This window comes from Flavobacterium sp. (assembly GCF_017744675.1).
Classification (GTDB): domain Bacteria; phylum Bacteroidota; class Bacteroidia; order Flavobacteriales; family Flavobacteriaceae; genus Flavobacterium.
In genome coordinates this window covers 130,163-156,009 of sequence record NZ_JAGIAV010000005.1, presented here as the reverse complement: position 1 = coordinate 156,009, position 25,847 = coordinate 130,163, and the positions used below count along the sequence as shown (strand labels likewise).

General features: G+C 29.7%; 25 protein-coding genes. All 25 read right to left on the bottom strand.

All coding sequences use genetic code 11. The features are described from left to right. A complete protein-coding gene (locus tag J7574_RS17705) occupies positions 1 to 963 on the bottom strand; it encodes a hypothetical protein (RefSeq protein ID WP_290971639.1) in 963 nt (320 codons plus the stop codon). Positions 964 to 975: 12 nt separating this feature from the next. Beyond that, positions 976 to 2,403 (bottom strand): MBOAT family protein, encoded by a 1,428-nt coding sequence (locus J7574_RS17700; RefSeq protein ID WP_290971637.1) that lies wholly within the window; start codon positions 2,401 to 2,403, stop codon positions 976 to 978. Between the two features lie 48 nt (positions 2,404 to 2,451). Next, entirely contained in the window at positions 2,452 to 3,093 is a 642-nt protein-coding gene (locus J7574_RS17695; RefSeq protein ID WP_290971635.1) for a CatB-related O-acetyltransferase, read from the bottom strand. Continuing rightward, positions 3,090 to 4,481 (bottom strand): UDP-glycosyltransferase, encoded by a 1,392-nt coding sequence (locus J7574_RS17690; protein WP_290971631.1) that lies wholly within the window; start codon positions 4,479 to 4,481, stop codon positions 3,090 to 3,092. Before J7574_RS17690 ends, J7574_RS17695 begins: the two co-directional genes overlap by 4 nt. Next, on the bottom strand, positions 4,481 to 5,602 hold the full coding sequence (neuC, locus tag J7574_RS17685) for a UDP-N-acetylglucosamine 2-epimerase (RefSeq protein ID WP_290971628.1): 1,122 nt from the start codon (positions 5,600 to 5,602) through the stop codon (positions 4,481 to 4,483). Before neuC ends, J7574_RS17690 begins: the two co-directional genes overlap by 1 nt. A 5-nt stretch (positions 5,603 to 5,607) precedes the next feature. Further along, positions 5,608 to 6,648, bottom strand: coding sequence for an N-acetylneuraminate synthase (gene neuB / locus J7574_RS17680; RefSeq protein ID WP_290971625.1), 1,041 nt, complete (start codon positions 6,646 to 6,648; stop codon positions 5,608 to 5,610). Beyond that, on the bottom strand, positions 6,645 to 7,310 hold the full coding sequence (locus tag J7574_RS17675) for an acylneuraminate cytidylyltransferase family protein (RefSeq protein ID WP_290971622.1): 666 nt from the start codon (positions 7,308 to 7,310) through the stop codon (positions 6,645 to 6,647). The genes neuB and J7574_RS17675 overlap by 4 nt, the downstream gene beginning before the upstream one ends. Continuing rightward, positions 7,310 to 8,404 (bottom strand): glycosyltransferase family 4 protein, encoded by a 1,095-nt coding sequence (locus tag J7574_RS17670; protein ID WP_290971619.1) that lies wholly within the window; start codon positions 8,402 to 8,404, stop codon positions 7,310 to 7,312. Before J7574_RS17670 ends, J7574_RS17675 begins: the two co-directional genes overlap by 1 nt. Positions 8,405 to 8,425: 21 nt before the next feature. Further along, entirely contained in the window at positions 8,426 to 9,502 is a 1,077-nt protein-coding gene (locus J7574_RS17665; protein ID WP_290971616.1) for a glycosyltransferase family 2 protein, read from the bottom strand. Positions 9,503 to 9,505: 3 nt separating this feature from the next. Next, positions 9,506 to 10,378 (bottom strand): beta-1,6-N-acetylglucosaminyltransferase, encoded by an 873-nt coding sequence (locus J7574_RS17660; protein WP_290971613.1) that lies wholly within the window; start codon positions 10,376 to 10,378, stop codon positions 9,506 to 9,508. 7 nt (positions 10,379 to 10,385) lie between these two features. Next, positions 10,386 to 11,408, bottom strand: a complete 1,023-nt coding sequence (locus J7574_RS17655) for a glycosyltransferase family A protein (protein ID WP_290971610.1) — start codon at positions 11,406 to 11,408, stop codon at positions 10,386 to 10,388. Beyond that, entirely contained in the window at positions 11,405 to 12,541 is a 1,137-nt protein-coding gene (locus tag J7574_RS17650; RefSeq protein WP_290971607.1) for a glycosyltransferase, read from the bottom strand. The genes J7574_RS17655 and J7574_RS17650 overlap by 4 nt, the downstream gene beginning before the upstream one ends. A 102-nt stretch (positions 12,542 to 12,643) precedes the next feature. Continuing rightward, positions 12,644 to 13,582 (bottom strand): glycosyltransferase, encoded by a 939-nt coding sequence (locus J7574_RS17645; RefSeq protein WP_290971604.1) that lies wholly within the window; start codon positions 13,580 to 13,582, stop codon positions 12,644 to 12,646. Next, entirely contained in the window at positions 13,579 to 14,481 is a 903-nt protein-coding gene (locus J7574_RS17640; protein WP_290971602.1) for a glycosyltransferase, read from the bottom strand. Before J7574_RS17640 ends, J7574_RS17645 begins: the two co-directional genes overlap by 4 nt. Beyond that, positions 14,482 to 15,306, bottom strand: coding sequence for a hypothetical protein (locus J7574_RS17635; protein WP_290971600.1), 825 nt, complete (start codon positions 15,304 to 15,306; stop codon positions 14,482 to 14,484). It lies immediately after the preceding gene. A 35-nt stretch (positions 15,307 to 15,341) separates the two neighbouring features. Beyond that, entirely contained in the window at positions 15,342 to 16,241 is a 900-nt protein-coding gene (locus tag J7574_RS17630) for a glycosyltransferase (protein ID WP_290971597.1), read from the bottom strand. 2 nt (positions 16,242 to 16,243) lie between these two features. Beyond that, positions 16,244 to 16,891, bottom strand: coding sequence for an acetyltransferase (locus J7574_RS17625; protein WP_290971594.1), 648 nt, complete (start codon positions 16,889 to 16,891; stop codon positions 16,244 to 16,246). Continuing rightward, a complete protein-coding gene (locus J7574_RS17620; protein WP_290971591.1) occupies positions 16,885 to 17,961 on the bottom strand; it encodes a DegT/DnrJ/EryC1/StrS aminotransferase family protein in 1,077 nt (358 codons plus the stop codon). Before J7574_RS17620 ends, J7574_RS17625 begins: the two co-directional genes overlap by 7 nt. Continuing rightward, positions 17,961 to 19,214 (bottom strand): glycosyltransferase, encoded by a 1,254-nt coding sequence (locus tag J7574_RS17615; RefSeq protein WP_290971588.1) that lies wholly within the window; start codon positions 19,212 to 19,214, stop codon positions 17,961 to 17,963. The genes J7574_RS17620 and J7574_RS17615 overlap by 1 nt, the downstream gene beginning before the upstream one ends. Continuing rightward, the gene (locus tag J7574_RS17610; protein ID WP_290971585.1) at positions 19,187 to 20,452 is read right to left on the bottom strand and encodes an ABC transporter ATP-binding protein; all 1,266 of its coding nucleotides are present in this window, start codon (positions 20,450 to 20,452) and stop codon (positions 19,187 to 19,189) included. Before J7574_RS17610 ends, J7574_RS17615 begins: the two co-directional genes overlap by 28 nt. Then, positions 20,453 to 21,316, bottom strand: coding sequence for an ABC transporter permease (locus J7574_RS17605; RefSeq protein ID WP_290971582.1), 864 nt, complete (start codon positions 21,314 to 21,316; stop codon positions 20,453 to 20,455). A 132-nt stretch (positions 21,317 to 21,448) separates the two neighbouring features. Then, the gene (locus tag J7574_RS17600; protein ID WP_290971579.1) at positions 21,449 to 23,416 is read right to left on the bottom strand and encodes a nucleoside-diphosphate sugar epimerase/dehydratase; all 1,968 of its coding nucleotides are present in this window, start codon (positions 23,414 to 23,416) and stop codon (positions 21,449 to 21,451) included. Positions 23,417 to 23,500: 84 nt separating this feature from the next. Further along, positions 23,501 to 24,385: a glucose-1-phosphate thymidylyltransferase RfbA gene (gene rfbA / locus J7574_RS17595; RefSeq protein ID WP_290971576.1), complete on the bottom strand. Its 885-nt coding sequence runs from the start codon at positions 24,383 to 24,385 to the stop codon at positions 23,501 to 23,503. Between the two features lie 58 nt (positions 24,386 to 24,443). Beyond that, positions 24,444 to 25,289, bottom strand: coding sequence for a dTDP-4-dehydrorhamnose reductase (rfbD, locus tag J7574_RS17590; RefSeq protein ID WP_290971574.1), 846 nt, complete (start codon positions 25,287 to 25,289; stop codon positions 24,444 to 24,446). Then, a complete protein-coding gene (gene rfbC, locus J7574_RS17585) occupies positions 25,289 to 25,837 on the bottom strand; it encodes a dTDP-4-dehydrorhamnose 3,5-epimerase (RefSeq protein ID WP_290971571.1) in 549 nt (182 codons plus the stop codon). The genes rfbD and rfbC overlap by 1 nt, the downstream gene beginning before the upstream one ends. Positions 25,838 to 25,847: the final 10 nt, after the last annotated feature.

Below are 25,847 nucleotides of genomic sequence, written 5' to 3'. Positions count from 1 at the left end.
TTAATTTAAAAAATTATTAATTCTTACTGCTATTTTCTTTGAGAATTCATTAGCCCCTTTTTCAGTTAAATGAAATGTATCGTAATAATTATCATCAAAATTTGAAATATCATCATAAGCCATATCGATAAATAATATGTTCTTATCCTTTTTTTGCAGCAAATTTAATTCATTAACTATAAATTTTCTTTGCTGATTATAGTTTTCTGTTAATCTCAATTTATGCTCAGGCATCCAAACCAATATAATTTTTGAATCAAATTTTAATCTTGATCTATAAAACGCTATCATTTGATGCAAAAGTTTTATTTCTTTTTCATTGTTAGATTTTACTTCTTGGTTTTGAAATCTTTTCAAGTTATGGTCATCCACTTTAAAGGCTCTATTTTGAGGACAAAACCCATTTAAAGTTTTAGCATTTTTCTTTACTTGATTTGAGAAATTAGCCATCATCCCTTCTTTTATTAAACCAAAATTTTGATTGTATTTAAGTAATGGGAAAATTTTAAAATAATTAAATTTAGTATCAAATTTTGAAGTTAAAGATTCTAAATCTTTATTATACAAAAAGGGATAAAACTGCCACTCCTCTGGAATTGCATTGTTTTTTATAAAATAGGCTAAATCAATATTTTGAATTACTACTTTAGGAATTTTATTCTTTTTAATATAGATATCAAATTTGTCCTGCTGTAAATTATAGCCACCCGCATTGAAACTTAAATTGAAACAACTAGATTTTAGTTTTTCTCCAATAATATTAGAATTATAACCCACGAAACCTCTTGAAGAACCATTAATTATAATATCACTATTTATTTTTCCATCTAAAATATTTTTCCAATCATTAATTTGAGTATTTTTTAGATTACGTAAACCGTTGTCTAAAAAATATTGAATACCAAAAGCAACTATAAAAATTACTACAATAATTTCAATAATATATTTCAAAAAAGCCTTCATTAAAAACTTGTATTAAAACTGAAAATAAATAAACTTACTTTGAATATCGAACTGTCCAAACAATAGAATTAGCAAAACTGTTATTATTATTTTGACTCTCGAGAATTGATTAAATAAAGGACATTCTTCTTTTCTATTCATCCATTCCAATAAAATCAAATAAGACAAAACAATCACAATAATATAGCTTACTTGGTTTTTTAAATCGCTTATATTAAAAGTAAATGAGACTATTCTTTTAATATAATCTAATGCCATTTGTATATTTTCTGATCTAAAAAAAATCCAAGCAAAACAAGTCAATGCAAAAGTAAATAACATACTTGCAAGTACTTTAAATGAAGAACTATTCCATGAAAGAGCTGTTTCTTCTAAATTATTTCGATTTATTTTTAGAAGTAATAAAGGCAAAAAGTAAAGTGCATTAATAAATCCCCAAGCGATATAAGTCCAATTTGCTCCATGCCAAAAACCGCTGACTAGAAAAATAACAAAAACATTTCGCACTTGTTTTAGTTTTGAGCCTTTACTTCCTCCAAGTGGAATGTATAAATAATCTCGAAACCAAGAGGAAAGCGAAATGTGCCAACGACGCCAAAATTCTGCAATATCTCTCGAAAAATAAGGATAATTAAAGTTGCGCAATAAATCAATACCAAACAATTTTGAAACGCCTAAGGCAATATCTGAATAACCTGAGAAGTCTCCATAAATCTGAAAAGCAAAATAAACTGATCCTAAAATCAATGAAAACGAATCCATTGCGGCATAATTATCAAATATTTTATTTGCAAAAACAGCACAATTGTCTGCAATGACTACTTTTTTAAATATCCCCCAAACAATTTGAGAAAGTCCTTCTTTGGCTTTTTCAAAATTAAATTCTCTTTTTACTTTTACTTGAGGCAATAAATGTGTTGCTCTTTCTATCGGCCCTGCAACTAGAAGCGGAAAGTAGCTTACAAACAAAGAATAATCTACAAAATTGTATTCTGCTTTAATTCTTTTATTATAAATATCAATTACATAAGATAATCCGTGGAAAGTGTAAAATGAGATTCCAACAGGAAGAATCACATTTAATAACATCGGACTTACCTTAAAGCCAAAAGAAGAAAGCATTTCTGCAAATGAACTGGCAAAGAAATTATAATATTTAAAGATTCCTAAAAATCCTAAATTCACTAAAATACTAAGCCAAAACCAGAATTTTCGCCTTTTATCTGAATTGCTTTTCTCGATTTGAATTCCTGTGAAATAATCTAAAAATGTAGAAAAAACTAGCAGAAATAAAAATCTCCAGTCCCAACAGGAATAAAAATAATAACTCGCAACAATTAATAAAGCATTTTGTGTGCTTTTGGTTTTATTGAAGACAAACCAATACAAGAAAAAAACTATTGGCAAAAATATGGCAAAAGCCAAAGAGTTGAAAAACATAAATTTAAGATCTGCTTAAATAAAACACAGCAAAAGTCTCTCGATCATTTAGCTATACCATTTGTTAATGAATTCCTGAATTGGAAGATAAAAATCTTGAACATTTTCCTCCACTTTTTCAGGTTCCCAATTCCACCATGCGATTTGCTGCAGTTTACTAATGATCTCAGGATTGTATTTCATCTTTATTACTGTTCCTGGAATTCCGCCTACAATAGCATAATCAGGAACATCTTTTGACACAACCGAACCGGCCAAAATTGTAACTCCATTTCCTATTTTAACGTTTGGTAAAATAATAACATTCATACCGATCCAAACGTCATTTCCAATTATAGTTTTACTTTCTGGAGTAACGATGTTTTGTTTTATTTTATTTTTTGATTCTTCATTCAAAAACACACTGTCATTTCTCAAATGATTAAAATGCGGAAAAGTAGTAATCTCACTAACTTGATGGTGTCCTGAATCTAATATAAAATTGACATCGTTAGCAATAGAGCAATATTTTCCTATTTCTAGTTCAGAATTGTTGTGCCACTGCCAAACAAATGCTCCATTATGATAGGTTTTGTATCCTATAGAAACATTTTTAGCAAGATGCAAATAATGTTTATTTTGTCCTTTTAAGAATGTATAGTATTCATTCCCGAGGACTTTCCACGCTATTTTTCGTAAAAAATTTTTCATTTTACTATTTGCATTATTGCTTCCCAAGTACGTTGAGAAGCTAATTGAGGCGGGTGTTGATTGATAATTTCGAACCACTTTTCGACACTTTCTAAAGTCTCGTTTTTCTCCAATCCATCCTTAATTTTAGCAGCAATTTCGTCTGCAGAATTTAACCAGATAACAGCTTTCTGATCTGGCATTGATCGAAAATGCACGTAGTTATAGATTTTAGAAACAGAAAAATCTGGATCAACTTTATTTGAGACATCGTAATTTAAATAAGCACATGGCTTTTTCAAACAAGCATAATCAAACGCCATTGAAGATCCTAAATTTACAACCATTTCTGTATGAAAAATGGTATTGACAAGCAACTTAACATCATCCTGAGTTGGCAAAACAGTATTCCAACCTTCTCCTATTTTTTCCCAACTCGGATCAATTGAAACAATTAAATCTTTATTCTTAGCTAAAACCTCATCATATCTCCCTGAAAAATCAACGGGACAACGTCTAAATATAATGCCTAATGAATGATTCTTCTCTTCGTTTAATTTTCGCACTGCATTGGCAAAATCAGATAAATATTTTGGATCATCTGGACAAGTAACAGCATCATCTCCAGAATAGCAGATGTATTTTTTACTTAAATCCATCTTATGCCTGCCAAAGAATTGAGCCCTATCTTCAATAATGTCTTGATCAAAATGACTTTCAAATTGTGGTGTTCCTACAACAAAAATCTGGTTTTCGTTTATATATGGATAATACTTTTGAAGTTCAGACTTCATGTGTTCGCTCCATACAAAATAATAATCCGTTTCAACCACCATTGTTGCTTTTGGCAAATTATCCCACGAAAAAATAAAAGTTCCTGTTGGTATCTTAAGTTCGTTGGCCGCTAATAAAGGAGCTATTGCCAAAACAGGACGCTGGTTGGTACAAAATACAAAGTCTGGTTTTTCCTTTCGAAGCGTTTCTAAACAACCTTTGTAAAACTCCGTTTCCCTTTCTTGCTTTTTTATCTTCTCTCTAACTTTTTCTAAGCCTTTTTCGGAATTATTTATTGAGATGAAGAATTTTGCAAAACAACTTTTAACTGTACCTTTTATACTTTTAAAAGAAAAAGGAAAACGATAAGAATCGTAAACAGTATCTTTTTCTTTTTTTATACTAAGATTTAGCTCAATATGCTTTCGAGCATTTTTGTAACTATCTGTTAGAGGATTTGGCTTAGCATTTTTAATTTTGATTTCTTCAAAACCGATTTTTTTTAAATCAAATGGCGTATTATTCCAATACGTTATATCAAAATTTTTCTCTAATCCAATTTTATAAAAATTAGAAAAAGCAAAATTTCTAAGTCCAACTCCGTCTGGCAATAAAATAAAAATCTTTTTAGGCATTAGCTGTCTTTGAATTGTTTTTGGTGATTAAGTTGCCAAATATCCGATTTCTGAAGACAACTAAGAAATAATTCTGCACTATTTCCTTGACCAAAATCATTCTCTGTTTTTTGCACTCGATGAGAGTCTATAATTGAAAGAGCTCCTTCGATTTCTCTTTCAGAATAATCCACATTTATTATATCAGCATGTATTGCTCTATTTTGTTGTCTAGTACCAATATTGATAATTGGAATGCCGTAATAAGGCGCTTCGCGAATACCTGCGCTGCTGTTTCCAATAATAAATTTGCTGTTTTTTAAAAGAGTCAAAAAGTACTCAAAACGAAGTGATGGAAAAATTTTAAATCGTACATTATTTTTTAACTTCTCGTAGTTATCCAAAATAAATTGGCTTCCTAAATCATTGTTTGGATAAATGACCACATAATTGTGATTATCATTTAGCAAGGCAGAAACAAAATTTTCTGCATATTGTTTCATTGCATTTATTTCTGTTGTAACAGGATGAAACATTACAATTGAAAAATCGGCATATGGAATTTTATAATACTCTTTTACCGTTACTAAATCTGGCAGTTTTTCCGAAAACATGATATCAATATCTGGAGAACCAATTGTAAAGACAGATTCTTTTATTTCACCCATTTGGATGAGTCTTTTCTTTGCTTCAGCATTAGATGCAAAATGTATATGACTCAATTTGCTTACACTATGCCTTATTAATTCGTCAACAGTTCCCGAAACTTCGCCTCCTTCAATATGTGCTACAAGAATATTGTTAAGAGATCCAACTATTGCTCCTGCCAAAGTCTCAACACGATCTCCATGAACGACTATCATATCTGGCTTTATAGTATTGCAATAGCTTGAAAATCCTTCTATAGTTTTTGCAAGAGTGAGATCCATTGTGGTTTCATGAGTATGATTCACGAAGGTATGAATGTTTTTAAAATTGCATCGTTCAATTTCAATTAGGGTGTACCCGTACTCTTCTTGCAAATGCATACCTGTTACAAATACAAAGACTTCAAATTCTTGCTGTTTTTCAAGAATTGTGATTAGGGATTTTATTTTCCCAAAATCGGCTCTGGTACCCGTTAAAAAAAGGATTTTTTTCATCGATATTATTGAATATCTTCCCAAGTTAATTGTTCATCATTCTCAATATCTCTTGTTGCCATCTTGCCGATTATATCATTAAAACTTTCAGCCAAAATTTTTCCGGTTCCAGGTCTTTTTACCCAGATATTTTCTTTGGTAAAAACTTTTCCTTTTTTAATTGAAGCAATAGAACAAACTGTTGCAAAAGCAAAGTCTATAGTTACTTGCTCTTCATCTGCAGGTATTTTGGAACCTCCACGCATTTGGGCAATTTCTGCACTTGAAATGATTAATTCGCGACAAGCATTTTCATCCATACTGCACACAATATCTGGTCCTGTACGTTGCATGTGGTCTGTAAAATGTCTTTCTAAAATACTTGCTCCTAAAGCAACGGCTCCCAAACAAGCATTGTTATTTAAAGTATGATCGCTTAAACCGAAAACTTTATTTGGAAAAGCTTGATTCAATTCGACCATAGCTCCAAAACGAACTAAATGAATTGGTGTTGGATATAAATTTGTAGTGTGCAATAAAGCAACTGGAACATTATATTTATCAAATACCGCTACTGCTTTTTGAATGCTTTCAATTGTATTCATTCCTGTACTTAAAATGACAGGTTTTCCAAAAGAAGCAATATGCTCTAAAAGCGGATAATTATTGCATTCACCAGATCCTATTTTGTAAGCTGGAATATCAAACTTTTTTAGTCTTTCGGCTGCTGCACGAGAAAATGGTGTCGAAATAAAAATCATGCCTTTGCTTTCTACATAATTTTTAAGTTCTAACTCCTCTGCTTCGTTAAGCGAACAGCGTTCCATAATTTCATAAATAGAGACATCAGCATTTCCTGGAATGACTTTTTTTGCTGCACCAGTCATTTCGTCTTCCACGATATGCGTTTGATGTTTTACAACTTCTACACCAGCTCTCTTAGCCGCATCTACCATTTCTTTAGCAACTTGAAGAGATCCTTCATGATTAATTCCGATTTCGGCAATCACTAATGGCGGGTAATCTGGGCCAATTTTACGGCCTGCTATTTCTATATATGGATTCATTTTTTATTTGTTTTTAATAAATATTGAGCATAGTCAAAATCTTCTTGCGTATCGATATCAACGGTGGCAAAAATATGATTTATCTCAAATGGGCAAGCATCTTTTGATATAATTATATTATTTAAAATTTTTTCAGATTTTGTAATATAAAGTAAGCCGTTTTCAAAGAAAAGTGGTTCAAGATCTTGGCTTCTTTGTCCTATCTCATAATTAAATGGAACGAACTTACCATCAGTTATTTTTCCAAATTTCTGATGATTCTGGGAAACTGTAAATAAGCTGTCATAATTTCCTTTTAAATAAAGATCAAATGCATCTTCAAGCAAGTTTTCTGGACGTAACGGATTTGTTGGCTGTAATAAAATTACATTTTTTACTTCTTCTCCAATTGATTCTAATACATGCTTTAATGCTGTCACTGTCGGTTCCAAATCTCCTGATAATGATTCTGGGCGATCAATTACTTTTACACCGTATTCTAATGCAATTTTCTTGATTTTATCATCGTTTGTTGAAACATAAATCTCATCAATTATTTCATTATTTTTTTTTGCATATAAAATTGAATGAGCCAAAAGAGGAATTTCACCAAGAAATTTGGTGTTTTTTTCTGGCAATCGTTTAGAGCCTCCTCGCGCAGGTATTATTGCAATAGTTTTCATTAACTAAAATTCAATTTTGCGTTTTCGATAATGGTATTCATTCCTTCATTCCAGCTTTTTGTAGAATATAAATTTTCAGGAATTGAAATTGTAGGTGTTTCTTTTTCCTCTAAAAATGATTCTATGGCTTGTACCCAATCTTCAATAAAATTAGGGTTTTCAATCAGTTTTCCTAATTTTCCATACTGTAAAACTTCCGGAACTCCTCCATTTGCAGAAGCAATGCAATAACAGCCACAATGTAAAGCTTCAATTAAACTCAATCCAAAACCTTCATGCCAAAGCGTTGGAAACAAATAACAATCTGCTAATTGATAATACTTTGGCAAATCATTATTGGGTATTCTTCCTAAAAAAGACACCCCTTCTATTTTTACATCTCGATTTGCACCAATTACTAAAAGAATAGCGTCATTCTTGGCTGCATTAATTCTTTTCCAAACGTCTAAAATAAAATCTAATCCTTTTTTCGGGCGATCTTGAGAACACCAGATAAATACTTTTTTGTTTGTAATATTTAACTGTTTCCTTATATTTTCTTTTTCTTCAAAAGTTACTTTATGAAATTTAGAGGTATCAATTCCGTTGTGTAAAACTGAAAATTTTGTGGGTAGAACAGTATAATATTTTTTATGTGCTTTATATGAATCATGAGTCAACAAAACCATTTCATCTATCCCTTCAAAAAACCATCTCCCTAAAAAATTCTCATAAAATGGAGGAAACCCATGGTAAAAGAATTGCAAATAACATTGATTCTTTTTTTTTTTAATTTTTAAAAATTCAAGTAACGGTTTTACAATTCCAAAATTATCAATGATTTGAATTATACACTTGTCATTCTTTTCAAGAATTTTTTCAAGCACATTAAAATATCCTAAGTAAGGATTCTTAAAAAATTTCTTTCGAACTTTTAATAGATTATTATTTTTAACCAAGCCATAATCTATTCCATTGTATAAAGTTTCAGGCTTCTCACAAATAATATAATCAATAGCATGATTACTGCTTAAATAATTATGATATAGGGTTGTCCAGCTCCCAATATGAGAGTAAGGTAATGGAATTTGGGAAATCAGAATTACTTTTGACATTTTGGGACTTTGTTATCTTTCTTATTTTTTTATTTTGAATGAAATACTATTCAAATCATCACTAACCTCTAAAAAATATGGAAGTGTATGATAAAATGAAATAGTATGCAACAACAGCAAATCATTAATTTCTTTTAAAGTGTAATATTTAGGGACTTTCTTACCTAAAAGTTTCTTCATTTTATATTTCAATGAATTTTGGAAAGGATCTTTTATAAAACGAAGATTTAAAATTCCATCTTTAAAATTAGGCAATTCACTAAACAGAAAATGAGTGATAATTTCCTTTTTATTAAACATTAATATTTCTTTGTCATCCTTTTTTAAGTCTTCAAAATCATTTTCTGAAATACCTATTCCCCAATTTGAATTATTTACCTCTGCTCTTTTATTTTGAATATTTCCTAATAGCTTTTGATAATTAATTCTCACAATATCTGTCAATTGCAAATCTTTTGTAAGAACTTTTTTTTCAGCTTTTCTATAACTAGTATGCCATTGATGAAGCATTAAAATTTCTTCGGAATAAAAAACACTTTCAGTTCCATTTTTTTCTAATCGATTGTGTACATCGATGTCTTCTGCGCCCCAAAAATGCAAAAATTCATCGTATGCAGTTACTGCTTTTAAACTTTCCAGATTAAATAATGATAATCCCTGTGCTCCAACTTCACTACTGAAATCAATTTTAAAATCTTCAAATTTCTTATCCGACTTAGATTCTTTTTCATTGAGAAAACCAACTTTAAAATAATAACCTTTAATTGGATTTTTTAATTCATAAAGTTTAGAAATAAAATTTGAGCTAAAAATCATATCAACATCAGCTGTAAAAATGTATTCTGTGGTAACATTTTTCAATCCTATGTTAATTGCTTTAGCCCTTGACCAAGGCTGAAATTCAGAGTAATTATAAATATATTTTACAAATTTATAATTAGAAACTAATTCCTTAATAATAGATGCCGAGAGTGAATCTGAACCATAATCTACTAAAAGAACTTCAAACTCAGAATTTGTCTGCTCCTTAAGTGAATCTAAAGAACGCTTAACCCTCTCAGACTCTCTATTTCTATATGGATAAATTATAGTGATCATAAATTAAATTCTAAGATAATTGTCAATATATTTCAAAATTTCTGAATTTTCATTTTTAAACTTTCTAGCAAAAAATGCACAATTGTCACCATATTCATTATTCACAATACTATTTTCAAAAATCTCACGATGTTTCTTTGAAATAAAAGCAGGACCGGGAGCAATTCTCCAATCAACATAAGTTAAGTTTCCTTTCAGATTTTTAATATCCGAATTCCCAATAATTGTAGGTATTAGGATCTCTTCACTACAAAATGAATTTTTAAAAAATCTCTCATATTTTGGATTATCTTCTAAAAAGTCTAAAATATAATTAACGGTTGAATGTGTTAAAACCCACCATGTAGGACCAAAAAAAACTCTCTCAAAAGGAAAGTTTTTTTTAGGAAAATATAAACTGATTTTTTTCTCCAAACGCAATAAGACTTTTATCCAAACGGGTTTGTTCGGTTTTCTTCTGTAAAACAGATCAAAATAAAAATTGGTTATCCAACCTTTTTTAAATTCGGCAGGAAATCCTTCTTTTATACTCACAAACTCTCCGCCCTCGTTTAATAATGAATACAGAAAATCATTGTTTTTTATTGGGTAATCGCTTCCGCTAATTAAAGCGTAATAATCATAACTTCCTTTAAGCGCTTCTGCCATTAAATTAAGAATGGCTTTTTGGTGTGACCAGCCTCCCCACCAAACTTTATGCCTTTTGATGAATTTAATATTTTCAAATTCATTCAAGTTTGTAGGCATTAAAGAATTTTTATCAATATGAATGAAAAAATAAACATTCTTGTCATTTAAAGCAGCTATCAATCTTTTTAAATGCTCATAATCATGATAAGCCGTTATGAGATAAGCGATTTTAATTTTATTTTGCATATCTATTTTAAATCAAATAATTGCTAGCTTCCTCTTTTGAAAGTCCTTTCCATCTTAAAAAATACCTCATCAATTTTTTATTTAAAATGATTTTTCCAAAGATTTTACTTTTTATAATATAAAGCCATTTTGAGCTAGGCTCTATTGATTTGAGTTTAAAATCAATTTCTGAGGAATCTTTTTTTAATTTCGACACTTCATCATACATCCATTCTTCTACGACATTCCCCATATGAAAAGCATAATTATCTTCCGTAGATAAACGCCAAAAACCATTTTGTACCACCGGAATATCTAAGATTTTACTTTCGCTGTCTCCTCCTAATTTATAATTAGAATATTTTGCTTCCAAGCTGTCAAAAATTTCTCCCCTATATGTTCCTACAAAATGTCCAGCTCCAATAACAGCTTTATTGCTGTTACTCGACAATGTAAAATATTTTTCTAAATGAGCTCTATTGTAAAAATCAGGATTTCCAACACTAATGGCAAAGTTTTTTAAAGCTGACGGGGTTTTAACTTTTGAAAAAGCCAGTTTTTTTGAAAAAAAATTATCCCAATAAATATTGGAAGTATGGGTTCTTAATGAGCGAGATGATGGTGTAGGGCAAACTACTCCAGCTTTAGGAAAATTTTCAAAAATAGAATACGTCGCTTTTTGCCAGCCATTCAGAAATAACACATCTGAATCTGTAATTGTAATTAATGGAAAATTATGCCCAACTATACCTTTTAAAATCGCATTTAATTTTCCAATGTTTGTTGTTTCTAAAATTTCATGGATTTTTTTCTCCGAGTACAATTCCTGCAAATAATTCTTCACCTCATCACAACTTCCATTATTGACAACGGTTATAAAAGTTTTTTTATGAACCGTATGAAATAAAGACTCTAAACATAGCTTAAGAATAGCCAGACTATTTTTAAAATAATCATTTTGGTTTGGAATATAAACTGGAATAATAATTTGATGAGAATATGTCAAACTAGCCGTTTCCTGATCTTTGTTCGGATTAAAACCTAATCTCATTTCATTATAGTTTTATACATTTGAACAACTTTCAATTTGTTCTCAAAATAATCCAATCTTTCATTTGCTATTTGTTGGTTTTTTAATGATGCATTTTCAAGCAAATTTAAATTTGAAATTGCTTTTAGAATATTTTCTTTAATTTCTTCGATAGATTCTGGATTTTGAATTAAAAACCCATTTTCATTATTTGAAATTACCTCTTCCGTAACACCACCAGGATTTGATTGTATTGGGAAAGCCCCCATAAGAATTGCTTCTAATAATGTATTTGGCATTCCATCGGAGATACTATTTCCTATATAAATTAAAGATTTTCCCATTAGCTCAATCAATTCGCTATGCGAAAGCTCATGTCTATCAAAAGAACTAAAATTTAACTGATTATTTTTTATATATTCTTTCACCTTTGAGTGTGAACCAAAAACAACCACTTGATATCCTTGTATTTGTGTTTCTATAGATTGCAATGCCTTTACAATATTTAGACCTCTACCTAAATGATGTTCATATCCTTTAACTAAAATAATTTTTCTTTCAGAAACGGGTAGTTTTAAAGTTTCCACCTCTTGCATTTTATAACCTGTCCCGCCAGGAATTACACCTAAAAATTTTCCGGAAAAGTTTAACTGGACAGCCAGGTCAAAATCTCTTTTACAATCTGTATGCAGAAAATCAACCCTTTTTAAAACATTCCTGATTTTATAATTATACGCTTTAAAGTTCATAAAGTAAAAAATATCACTACCCCAACAAGAATACAGCCATTTTGCTTTTGGAAACTTCTTCATTGTTTTCAAAATAGGATATGAAGAACTATGCATTTCAAAACTATGAATTACATCTGGTTTTATTTCTAAAATTATTTTCTCTAGGGCTTCGTTTGCTGTCACTTCTAAATAAGGAAGAATTTTTTCGTATAAATTGGGATAATTTTTACTCAAAAAAAATTCTCCTTTGATATAAGGCGTTTTTCTTTTTTTCCATCCAACAAACTGCTTTACAGAATCAAAAGTTTCTAGCTTTCCTCTTCCTAAAACATCAAACCAATATAACTCGAAATCACTATCTTGCAAGTTTTCCATCCATCTTAGTATATGAATAGATGGCATTGAAATTAGCAGAATTTTCATAATTCTTATTTTTTTTCTTAAATCAGACTTTTGAATAATTTACTAGCAATTTGCATGGTTTTATCTTTTATTCCTCTGATAGCTAATTTGTTTAAAATAAATCTATAACAGTCTATATCCTTTTTTAAAAATACTATAAATTGTAAATCCAATTGTTGTTTTTATAGCTTCTGAAAATTTAAAAAGCTTAAGTTGTATACTCAAAAGTTCTACAAAATAATAAACTTTATACTTATTATTTTCAACTAAAGCTTGCCTGAGAATAAATTTACAACGCACTTTTAAATGTTCTTTTAAAATATTCGGACTTAGTTTTTTATTTTTTTCAATTATGGATATATGCTTTTTAATAGCTTTAAATTCTGATTTTATTTCATCGAAATTTAGTTTACCTATTTCATGAGACAAAGAGCTATCATGTATACGATATTGAATAAGTTCCTCATCCAAATAAATTACTGTCGGTTCTTTATACAGCATTCGGAGATTAAAATCCCAATCGTCTAAATTTGTAATTGTTTCATCAAATAAATAAGACTGCTTTTCTAAAAAACTTTTTTTCCATGTTGGAGTACATATATAGTATGCAATTTTTCCTTTAAAATAATCATGAAGTACATCTTTAGATAAGAAAACATGTTTTTTCTTCAGTACATTTTTATTGAAGTCAACATATTGTAATGATGAAACAATTAAATCAGGGCTATTTGAAAAATTATTACTAATATACTCAAGAGCATTTGGCAGTAAAATATCATCACTATCAAACCATTTAATATAATTACCGTTACTTAAATCAAATCCATAATTTCTACATGAGTTCGGGCCTTTTAGAATTCCATCAGGTCTTTTAAAATATTGAAATCTAGAATCTTGCTGAATGTACTTTCTCAAAACCACATCAGTTTCATCTGTCGAACCATCATCGATTATTATACATTCCCAGTTTTGATAACTTTGCAATAATATGCTATCTAATGTTTCAAGAATTAAATGTGCCCTATTATATGTTGGAATTATTATGGAAATTAAAGATTTCATACGGTCAAATTATCCTTAAAAAATCTACGAATACATTTTAAGAAAGGTACTATTTTGCAATTTTTGAAATATTCTTTTAATAAAAAAATCCATTCCTCAAAAGTTACTTTTCTATTTTTTTTAATGACAATTTCATAATTCATTAACAACTTATTTCTCTGGATAGAATTAAAAAATTTTAATTTTTCACGAACTATATCTGTAAAAAACAATTGTTCTGCCTTATTTTTAAGTTCATAATTATCTTTCTTACCCGTAATATTTATTTCAGAAAGTCTAACAATAACATAAGAGTTATTAATTGCATATATCTGTCCATTTTCGCTAAAATCTATCCAAGCCATATCATCACTATGCCATGCCAAAGGGTATTCTCTAAATCCATGTTTTAAATACGATTTTTTAGTAAAAATGTATTCCGACAGAGAGCTTCTTGTTATTCCGCTGTAACGTTTATAATAAAATTCGAAAGCTGTTTCCCATTTTTGATGCTCAAATTTTTCTGAAGTTTTCTTAGCACCTTCAGAAAATGTTTTAGATGCAAATCGCACAACATTGGTTTTACTCTGAAATTCTTGTAGATTCAAATAAAACTCTTCTACAACATTATTAGATAGAAAATCATCATCTCCTAAAATCATTATCCATTCTTCTTCTTTTGACAAATCAATGCATCTCTGCCATTGTTTTACTAAAGAAGTACTGCCTAAATTTTTTTCAAATCGATAATAGTTAAAATTTAGTGTTTCTTTGAATTTTTCCAGTAAATGATGTGGAGATTCATAACTTGCATCGTCACCAATATAAACCACAAACCTTTTATCTGTCTGGTTTGCCAATGATTGTAATGTCTCTTCAAAGAAAGTAAGTTTATAATATGGAATAACTATTGCCAGCATTTATTTCTTCCTAATTATTTTTTTAATGAAATCTTTAATAATCTTCTTAACTGATATATTGTTTAGATTTTGCTTGTTATTAATTGCAAATCTTTCTATAAACTCATCAATAGATTTTGAAGACATAAATTTTAATTCTTTCCATACTGTTGGTTCAATAGGGTGAATATTTTTAAAATTGATGTGATTAATACTATCCAAAGATCTCCAAAATTGGAAATATTCTTCAGTATCAAAATCATCTCTATGCCCCCAATTTTTAATTTTAAAATGGATTTGATCTTCATTTCTAGCCCAAGACTGATGAATGACCTTTATATTAGAAAAATGATTTCTAATATTGTCATTTCTTCTTGTATTGGTATTAATCTTTTGATTCGTAATGAAAGGAAACCTTTCATTACTTTCTATATACAAATACCCATCTGACAATTCTTTAAATAAAGTAATCAATTCTCCTCTTAAGCAAATAGGCGTAACAGTAGGAAAAATATTTAAGTACCAATATTTATTTAAATATTTAGATGTTTTTTTAAAATCAAATATGTATTCATCTACATCTAATTGTAATTTCCAACCCTTTCCTAATTTTTTCAAAACCATATTTCTTTCTCTGGATTCACACTCCATTGGAGTCAAAGAAGGGATGTAAAAAGTATCGAAATAAAATTCTATTATATTTCGGATGTCAAAAGCTTTAACTTCCTGAAAAAAAGAATCAGGAATTTCAAAAGGATTCCCGCTCCATGTTTTATAATCACTATCTATACCAACAACAATTTTATCTACATAATTATACAATTGCTTAACTGATGTTAAAAACATGTAATAATCATAAGAAACGAGATAACCGACTTTGATCAAAATATACTTTTTATTTTATTTTTAATTACCCAAAATAAAAATGCTAAATAATAGAATTTAAATTTTTTAAGATTAGAAAACATATTTCCAATTGATAAACCAGCTTTAAAATCTTTTAAAAAACTTTTATTGAGGCTGTTCTTGTAAAATTTATAAATCTCTTTATCTTGATTTTTATAAAAATCGCAGAAATATCTGTAATCAGAAATCATTTTTTTGGTCTTTAAATCCTCATCAATTTTACTCCATACTCCACCACTGTGTTCTCGATAACAAGCTCCGTTAAAATCTAAATATTTTGCTTTACCACAACTTCCTAAAAAAGAGGTTAAAAACAAATCGCCACAATTAACTTTGTCATAAAAAGAAGGAAATTCTTTTATCACATTCCTAAAACACCTTGTTAGTGTTGGAAGCCAAGCTCCTTTTTTCAAGTCATTTTCGTTGTAATCACTTTTATAACTTTGTAGAAATGATTTAACTTTAAAGTTATTAAATTGGTCAACTACAGAACAATCATGATAGCACACTACATAATCTAAATTGTTCTCTAAAAAATCAACTTGTTTTTGTAGTTTTAGGGAGTCTGTCCAATAATCGTCCCCTTCACACAAAGCTATGTAAGTACCTGAACATTGTTTGAGAGCAAAAATAAAATTAGGCATCATTCCGATATTTTTCTCCTGCTTAAAATATTTTATTTTTGAGGCTTTGGGATTACTCCTTAAAATCTCCTCAATAACTTTATCTGTTTGATCTGGAGAGCTATCGTTGGCAATAATCAATTCTATTTCAAAATCACATTCTTGCATTAATACGCCTTCTATGGCTTGATGAATGTATTTTTCATGCCCATAGGTAATCATACAAACACTTACTTTCACAGTATTTTGCATGTCTAGAAATCTAAAGGCTCTAATTCTTTAAGAACTTTACCTGGTATGCCAACAACTAGAGAATTATCAGGAACATCTTTTGTTACCACAGATCCAGCACCAATAATTACATTCTTACCAATTTTAACTTTAGGCAATACAGTTGCATTGGTTCCTAAAACACTATAATTTCCAACTATACAATTACCAGAAATACTTACCCCCGGAGATAACTCTACAAATTCACCTATTATAGAGTCATGTCCTACTGTACAATTTAAATTGATTAAAGAACCTTGTTTTATAATAACATCTGATGTGATAACTGTTCCCGTCATAATATTACATCCTTTTTGAATTTCGTTACCGAAACTACCAATATGTGCATATGGACTAACTGTCGAAGAGAAAACGCCACCTATTTCAATGAATTTATCATAAAGTTTTTTTCTTAAAATTGGATTGCCAATTCCGATCGTAAATCTATTATCAATTGTTTTAAAATAAGCTGAAGCATCATCAATATTTTTCAGAATGGGGAATTTATTATATAAATTTCCGCATACGTCTTCATTAACATCATCATAAAATGCCAAGTTATCTAATTGGTTTAATTGATGGAGTACTTCTAAAACTTCTTTTGCAAAACCTTTGCCGCCAATAATCAACATAAAATAGTATTAATAAGTAAAACAATTTTTTCTAATTCCTCTAATTGTAACTCTGCATAAAGTGGCAAACACAATATTCTTGAAGCAATGCTTTCTGAAATCGGCATTTCATCACCTTCTGTGTATTCAATTGTGTTTAACGACGGATAAAAATAGCGTCTTGGGAAAATTTGATTTTTATTTAATTCCTTTTGAACTTCTAACAATTGTTCTTCAGTATTAAAAATCACTGGATAATAACTATAATTCCACTGCGTATTATCTCGTATTTTTAAGCTTTGCAGTTTTGAAAAATTCAGTTTATTATTATAAAAGTCAACTACCTTTTTTCTCTCATTAATTATTTTATTCATGTATGGAAAAACAGCTAAACCCATTGCAGCCTGCAATTCAGATATCTTTCCATTTATACCTAAGCCATGAAAAGCTAATGGGCCATTGTGACCAAAATTATGAGAAAAAAACAGCTTATGTTGTAAATCTACATCATTAGCAAACATTGCGCCACCTTCTCCAGTATGAAATAACTTTGTTGCATGGAAACTGCAAGTACTGAGATCACCATAATCAAATATAGATTTATTATCGAATTTTACACCAAAGCAATGTGCAGCATCATAAATAACCTTTAGGTTATGTTTTTTTGCAATTAATTCAATCTCATCAACATTACATGGGTTTCCAAAAACATGTGTAGCTAATATAGCTTTAGTTTTGGGTGTAATAGCCGATTCTATTTTAGATTCATCAATAGTTAAATATTCGGGATGTATATCTACAAAAACTGGAGTGCAATTTTCCCAAACTATTGCTGCTGTAGTAGCCACATAACTAAATGGTGTTGTTATAATTTCTCCATTTTCGCCCAATAACTTAATTGCTATTTGCAGTGGCACAGTTCCGTTATTGGTGATAATTATATTCGAAACCTTCAAATAACTTTTTAATTTTTCTTCAAGTTCTAATACAAGTTCTCCTCTATTTGTCAACCATTCATTGCTCCAAGCACGTTGAATAATTTTATTGTATTCTTCTAAAGGAGGAAGATACGTTTTGGTTACATTTATCATTATTCTATTTTGGCTATTTCATTTTTTAATAAGTTGATTCTTGGATCCATTTGAACTTTATTAGAATAGACTTCCATGATTTTTTGTTTTCCCTTGCGAGAAATTGAATATAGTTTTTGAGGATTTTCTATTAAGCTTACAACATGACTCAAAATCGAACCTGAATTACTGTCTATTATAATTAAATCTTCATTTGAAATAAAAGCAGTATTCTGCTCAAACTCGTCAGTAACTAAAGCTACAACTCCATTTAAAACGGCTTCTACCACTGTCCCTAAAGGAAATCCATCAAATGCTCCTTTGCCCAAAACAAATGCTTTATTTGGCGAAATTAAAACATCCATATTTTGATAAATTTCACCTAGAGCTTCAAAATTCTGATATCCATAAAATTTTATCCTCTCTTTAATTTCAGAAACATCTATATCATTTTTATTAAAACCTCCTACCACATGAAAATTAATAAAATCATATTTATGCGCAATAATCTTCGTAAACTCAATAAATGTATCATAACCTTTATCTTCGCCTTTTGAACTATATTTAGCCGCACAAAAACAAATATCGAATGTAGACTTATTAACTAAATAACTTTTTTTATTTCTTATATCTTTATTCAATGAAATTTGAGGCACAACCCCGCCAAAAATGAATTCTATATTTTCAGGATTACAAAGTTTTTTGTCAAGCAAATAATCGTGAGTTATTTTTTGAGTTACTATAACTTTGCGAAACATGTGAGAAGCTAAAACTTTTTTTAATTTATTATCACTAATAATTTCGTTTAAGCTAAATCCTCCACCCGGATAAAGAGTAAATACAAAAGGAATATTGTATTTTTCCAACCACACTAAATTTTGCGAAATGTTATTTAGAAATATGCAATAAAAAAGCTTTGTATTGATATTTACAAATCCTTTCCTCAGCTTTATTTTGCCCTCTGATTTATTTTGAGTTTCAAATTCTTTAATATGCTCTTGATGTTTTTCAATTGAAGTGTTAACAATTTTATAGGCTGTTGGTTCTACAACAATTTTTGAATATTTAAAATAATTAAGTATTATAGTAAATTCTTCTAGTCTAAACCCTGAAATGGGGTGAGGAAAAATATCATCAAAAATCAGTATATCACTTTTATTTATCCCCTTAAAAAGAATAAAATAATCTTTATAAAAAATACGCTTAACGAGAATTAAAACTTTTTTAATTTTTCTTAAAACCATTTTTATAAATCTATTTTCATTTTTTTCCATTTCAAATATGGTCTTACGATACCTCCCCAATACCCAAAATATTCTTTTCTATATAGCCCCTGTTCATCAAGTTCAATTGAAACTATTTTATCTAACTGCGCAATTATCTCAAAATTATTTCCAACCAATATTATTGTAAAAAAATATTGTCCTTTATTTAAAAGATTCTCAGGAATTGTACAAACACTTTTATAAGTCCCTTCTGCCAAAGGATCTCTTTCCAAATTTGGAGAAGCCAATACGTAGTTATCATTACTGTCAAAAATCGAAATAGAGCAATTAATTATTTGATTTTTAACAAAATTTACAAACTCAATTTCCATTTCTATTGGATTTTCAATGTAAAAAAACGGTTTGTCTGATCTAAGTTTTATGCTCGTTATCTTTGCATTTTCATTACCAGGAGCCTCTTCAATTTCCCATTTTAAATCTGTAACAATCTCATTTGAGTTTAAATTATAAACATCCAATGCTTCATCAATATTCCCATCAAACTTTATAGTTCCATGCTCCAAAACTATCCCTCTAGTGCACAGACTTTTAACTGCCGCCATATTATGACTCACAAATAAAACTGTCCTTCCCTCTCCTCTAGAAATATCCTGCATTTTACCAATAGCCTTTTTCTGAAATTCAGCATCACCAACCGCTAAAACCTCATCTACAACCAAAATTTCAGGTTCTAAAAAAGCTGCAACGGCAAACGCTAAACGAACTGTCATTCCAGAACTATATCTTTTTACTGGCGTGTCTATATAGCGTTCACATCCTGAAAATTCAATAATCTCATCAAGCTTTGATGTGATTTCTTTTTTGGTCATTCCTAAAATAGCTCCATTAAGAAAAATATTTTCTCTTCCTGTCATTTCACCATTAAATCCAGTTCCAACTTCTAATAACGAAGCAATACGCCCTCGAGATTTAATACTTCCTGTTGTAGGAGCGGTTACTTTTGAAAGTATTTTTAAAAGTGTAGACTTTCCTGCGCCGTTCTTTCCTATAATTCCTAAGACCTCTCCTCTCTGAACCTCAAAATTAATATCTTGTAGAGCCCAAACATAATCTGAAGTTCCTTTTGTAGAGCGATCGTTAATATCACCAATTTTTAAATATGGATTTTCTTTTCCTCGAATTTTATGCCACCAGCGGTTAAAGTCATGACTTAAAGTTCCTGTTCCAACTTCACCTAAACGGTATTGTTTAGAAATATTTTCGGCTTTTAAAATAATGTCCTTCATTTATACAGTGTCTATAAAACTTTTTTCAGTGCGATTAAAAATCAATAATCCGACAAAAAATACAATTAATGTAATTGCCATTGCGTACACTAAACCTAAAATTGATATGCTACCAATATTTAAAAGCATGTAACGGGAAGTCTCTATTACATAAGCTAAAGGATTATACTGTACAATCCAACCTAATCTGGGAAGTTTTTCTTTTATTAATTCCATCGGATACATTACTGCAGATATATACATTAACAATTGTACTCCAAAGCCAACTAAATTATTTAAATCTCTATATTTTGTAACCATTGATGAAATCATCATACCTAAACCTAACCCCAAAATTCCCATAAATGCGATTAGAATAGGGAAAAATAATATTGCCCCGTTAAAGCTAAGGTCAGCTCCTTGAAAATAAAAAAAAATATAAAAGAAAATAAATATGCAAAATTGAATTCCAAACTTAATTAAATTGGAAATCACGATAGATAGAGGAGTAATAATTCTTGGAAAATAGACTTTCCCAAATATACTGGCATTAGATTTAAATGTATCTGAAGTTCCGTTTAAACATGCTGTAAAATAATTCCAAACCATTATTCCTGCCAAATTAAATAAGAATGGAGGAATGGAGCCTGTTTTAATACCTGCAACGTTATTAAAAATAATAGTAAAAGTGATAGAAGTAAATAAAGGCTGTATTAAATACCAAAGCGGCCCTAAAACCGTCTGCTTATAAACTGTAATTATATCTCTTTTTACAAAGAGCATTAATAAATCTCTGTACTGCCAAATCTCCTTAAAATTCAGAGAGAAAAATTTATTCTTGGGTGTTATTTCAAACAGCCAATCGTTTGTGTTTTTAGAATCCATTAAAAAAAACTGAAAAATCCTATTTTAAAAAATTAACAAGATTTTTAACATTTTAGAATTTGTTTAAAAATGTCAAAAGGCGTTTTTAAAAAACACCTTTTGATTATATTTGAATTTATATTTTTACTTAATTTATTTGTCTAAAACTTCAAAAGTAGAATTCATGCTCTTAAATTCTGGTACTATTTTTTTCATTTTAGCTACAATATCATCGTTTTCGTAGAAATCAGCTATTCCAATTAATTCATCAACATCATTATGAAGAGTTTCATACTCATCCTGAATTTCTTGTGCAATCATAATCTTATTATGATATGTTGGAAGAGTCTTTGAAGTATCATTTAATAATTCTTCATAAAGTTTTTCTCCCGGCCTTAAACCAACAATTTTAATTTTGATTTCTTTATCTGGAATAAAACCAGCTAGCTTAATCATTTTTCGAGCTAAATCTATAATTCTAACTGGCTTACCCATATCAAAAATGTAGATTTCACCTCCATTACCCATTGCTCCCGCCTCTAATACCAATTGACAAGCTTCTGGAATGGTCATAAAATATCGAATAATATCCTGATGTGTAATTGTTACTGGACCTCCTTCTGCAATTTGTTTAGTAAATAATGGCACAACAGAACCATTTGAACCTAAAACATTTCCGAAGCGAGTTGTGATAAACTTAGTACCACCTTCTACATTTTCTCTTTGATTTTTCAAGAATAAAGACTGTACATATTTTTCTGCAATACGTTTACTAGCCCCCATTACATTGCTCGGATTCACAGCTTTATCTGTAGAAACCATTACAAACTTTTTAACTCGATATTTACAAGCTAAATCCGCTAGGTTTTTAGTTCCCTTTATATTCGTCTGAATAGCCTGAGCTGGATTTTCTTCCATCAAAGGCACATGTTTATATGCTGCTGCATGAAAAACAACATGAGGATTGTAATTTTTAAAAACTTTCTCTAATGCCTTTTTACTTCTTACGTCAGCAATTACAGCTACAATTTTAGTATCGACATTCATAGCTTGTGTCTCTAAACACAAATTGTGCAGAGGTGTTTCAGCATGATCTAAAACAATTACATTCTTTGGATTAAAATTAAGGACCTGCCTCACAATCTCGCTACCTATCGATCCAGCCGCTCCAGTAATAAGAATTGTTTTATCTTTTAACTGTTTAGAAATTGATTTACTATCTAGAACTATGGGTTTCCTTTCTAACAAATCTTCAATCTGTATATTTTTTACTTTTTGCGAAATCTCTTTTTGGTTTTCCCAATCAGAAATCAATGGAACGGTATACACTCTGTAATTAAACTCTAGACATTGATCTACAATAATAAGCTGTTCATCTTTTGTCAAACTTTTATCCGCAATAATTACTCCTTCTGCAGCAACAGATCTCATAAGAGCAGGAAGCTTCTTTCTTAAGATTAAAATTGGCAAATCCAACATACGTTTGGATGCATTCTGATTATTCTTATCTACAAAACCAACTATTTTGAATCGTGAAGGTGTTTCAAATTTTAAGGCATTTGCCACTGAAATTGCATTTGCATCTGTACCATAAATAACTGTTCTAACAAGCTTTGTGGTCGCTTTCTCAGAAAAATACATTTCGAAAGTCTGTTTTACAATAACACGATATAAAAATAATCCACAAAAAGACAAAACTAAATTGATAAAAAGAGCAGTATTTAAAAATGCTTTATGACCTGTATACAACTCAAAAACTAAATTAACAAATAAGAAAAACACTAAAACTGACATTTGAGAAAAAAGCAGTTTTATCGCATCAATGTATGAGGAGTGCCTAATAATACCTGAATAAGTTCTAAAAAGCCAAAAGAAAAATATATTGACAGTTATTAAACTTGTTACAAAATAAAAATCATGCGGTGTTATAATATATCCTATAGCTGTACCATCAAAAAGCAAATAAGTAAAAGAAAATGAAAAGAACAAAACCATTACATCAATAGCAACGATAATCCATCGAGGCAAATAACTTAAATTATTAATATTTGCTCTAAGATTTCTTGGAGAAAAGGTTTTATAAAGTAACGAGGTTATATTATTTGGTTTTTCTGTATTCAATTTAGCATTTTTTAAGTCAGTAAAATTTGAACTTTATACAAAAATACAAATTAAAGGTTTTAAATAACTACTTGGTGATGCAAATTAAACTTTAACACCTTTTTTCTTTTGTTTCAAAAACTCTAGAAGATATGTTCCATAACCTGATTTAAGTAATGGCTGGGCCAACTCTTCAAGTCTTGCATTATCAATAAATCCTTGTCTCCAAGCAATTTCTTCAATACAGCCTACTTTTAAACCCTGTCTTTCTTCAAGAACTTGGACAAATTGCCCTGCTTGCATCAAACTGTTAAAAGTTCCTGTATCTAGCCAAGCAGTTCCTCTACTTAATATAGCGACTTTTAATTTCCCTTTTTCGAGATATACTTTATTGACATCTGTAATTTCGTATTCACCACGAGCACTTGGTTTAATATTTTTTGCAATTTCTACGACAGAATTATCATAGAAGTATAAGCCTGGAACAGCGTAATTAGATTTTGGCTCTAATGGTTTTTCTTCAATAGAAATAGCATTTTTATGTTCATCAAATTCCACCACTCCATATCTTTCTGGATCCGCAACGTGATAAGCAAAAACAACTCCTCCTTCAGGATCTGCATTATCTTTTAAAAGTTGTGGCATATTAGTACCAAAGAAAATATTATCCCCAAGCACCAAAGCAACCTTATCTTTACCTATAAACTCCTCCCCAATTACAAAAGCTTGTGCTAAACCATTTGGATCTGGTTGTTCTGCATAACTAAATTTACAACCAATTGTATTACCATCTCCTAAAAGCTTTTTAAAATGTGGCAAATCATGTGGAGTAGATATAATTAAAATCTCATTAATTCCTGCCATCATTAAAGTTGACAATGGATAATATATCATTGGCTTATCATAGACAGGCATTAATTGCTTGCTTACAGCTAATGTCAATGGGTGCAATCTTGTGCCAGAACCTCCAGCTAATATAATCCCTTTCATAAAATTAATTTTAGATTTTTAGAGTTCTCAAGTTTTCTAAAATTCTGATCTTAGGTTTTTAAATAAACATTTTTTTTAAACTTTCTTTATAATGAGGAATATCTACATTATAAACTTTCTTTATTTTTTCCTTATTTAATAATGAAAATCTTGGTCTTCTTGCTGGAGTTGGATACGATGAGGATGGAACTCCCCCGACTCTGCAATTGTAATTTCCAAGTTCTTTAATACTTAATGCAAATTCATACCAACTAATTTCCCCTTCGTTTGAATAATTATAAATTCCAGGAATCCATTTTGGAGATTCAACTATGTCAATCATTACTTGTGCAAGATCTGCAGCATAAGTTGGTGAACCAATCTGATCATTTACAACATTAATTTCATCTCTTTCCTGCATTAATCTTTGCATCGTTTTAACAAAGTTATTTCCAAACTTACTGTAAACCCAAGAAGTTCTAATAATAATCGATTCACGATTTTCTTTTAAACAAGCAATTTCCCCAGTCAACTTACTCTCTCCATAAACATTTATAGGGTTAGTTTTAGCTTCTTCATTTAAAGCAATGGACGAAGAACCATCAAATACATAATCTGTTGAAATATGAATTAATTTGACATTGTTTTCTGCAGAATATTTTGCAATTAATTCTACCGCTTCCTGATTTATTCTAAAAGCTAAATCCCTTTCAGATTCAGCTTTATCAACTGCCGTATACGCCCCACAGTTAAATATAATATCAGGATTAATATCTTCCAATTGAGATTGAAGCAATTTTAAATTGTGTAATGTTGCTTTATTACGATCGGCAAATACCCATTCGTACTGAGGATAAGCAGGTACTAAAACTGAAAGTTCAGATCCTAATTGCCCTGTTTTCCCAGTTACTAGAATTTTTTTCATTAAAATAAACTATTACAATTATCAATAAATGGAAGAACTTGATCTTTTTCTGAAACAATTGCTTCATCTAAATTCATTCCCCAATCAATGTTTAGAGATGGATCATCAAATTTAATTCCTCCTTCAGAAGCTTTATTATAAAACTGATCGCATTTATACATAACAGAGGCCGTTTCACTTATAACCGAAAAGCCATGTGCAAATCCTTGAGGAACTAACAACTGTTTTTTATTCTCGGCTGACAGTAAAATACTAAATGATTTTCCAAATGTTGGAGAATCTTTTCTCAAATCAACTGCAACATCAATAATTTCGCCTTCTAAAACGCGAACTAATTTTGTTTGAGCAAAGGGAGGATTTTGATAATGCAAACCTCTCAAAGTTCCCTTTTTTGAAAAGGATTGGTTATCTTGAACAAATTCAATATTAATTCCTAGATCTTCAAATTTAGTTTTACTATAAGACTCAAAAAAGTATCCCCTTTCATCACCAAATACTATCGGCTCTACAATTACCAAGTCTTTTATAAACGTTTCTTCGATTTTCATCTTTTAAATT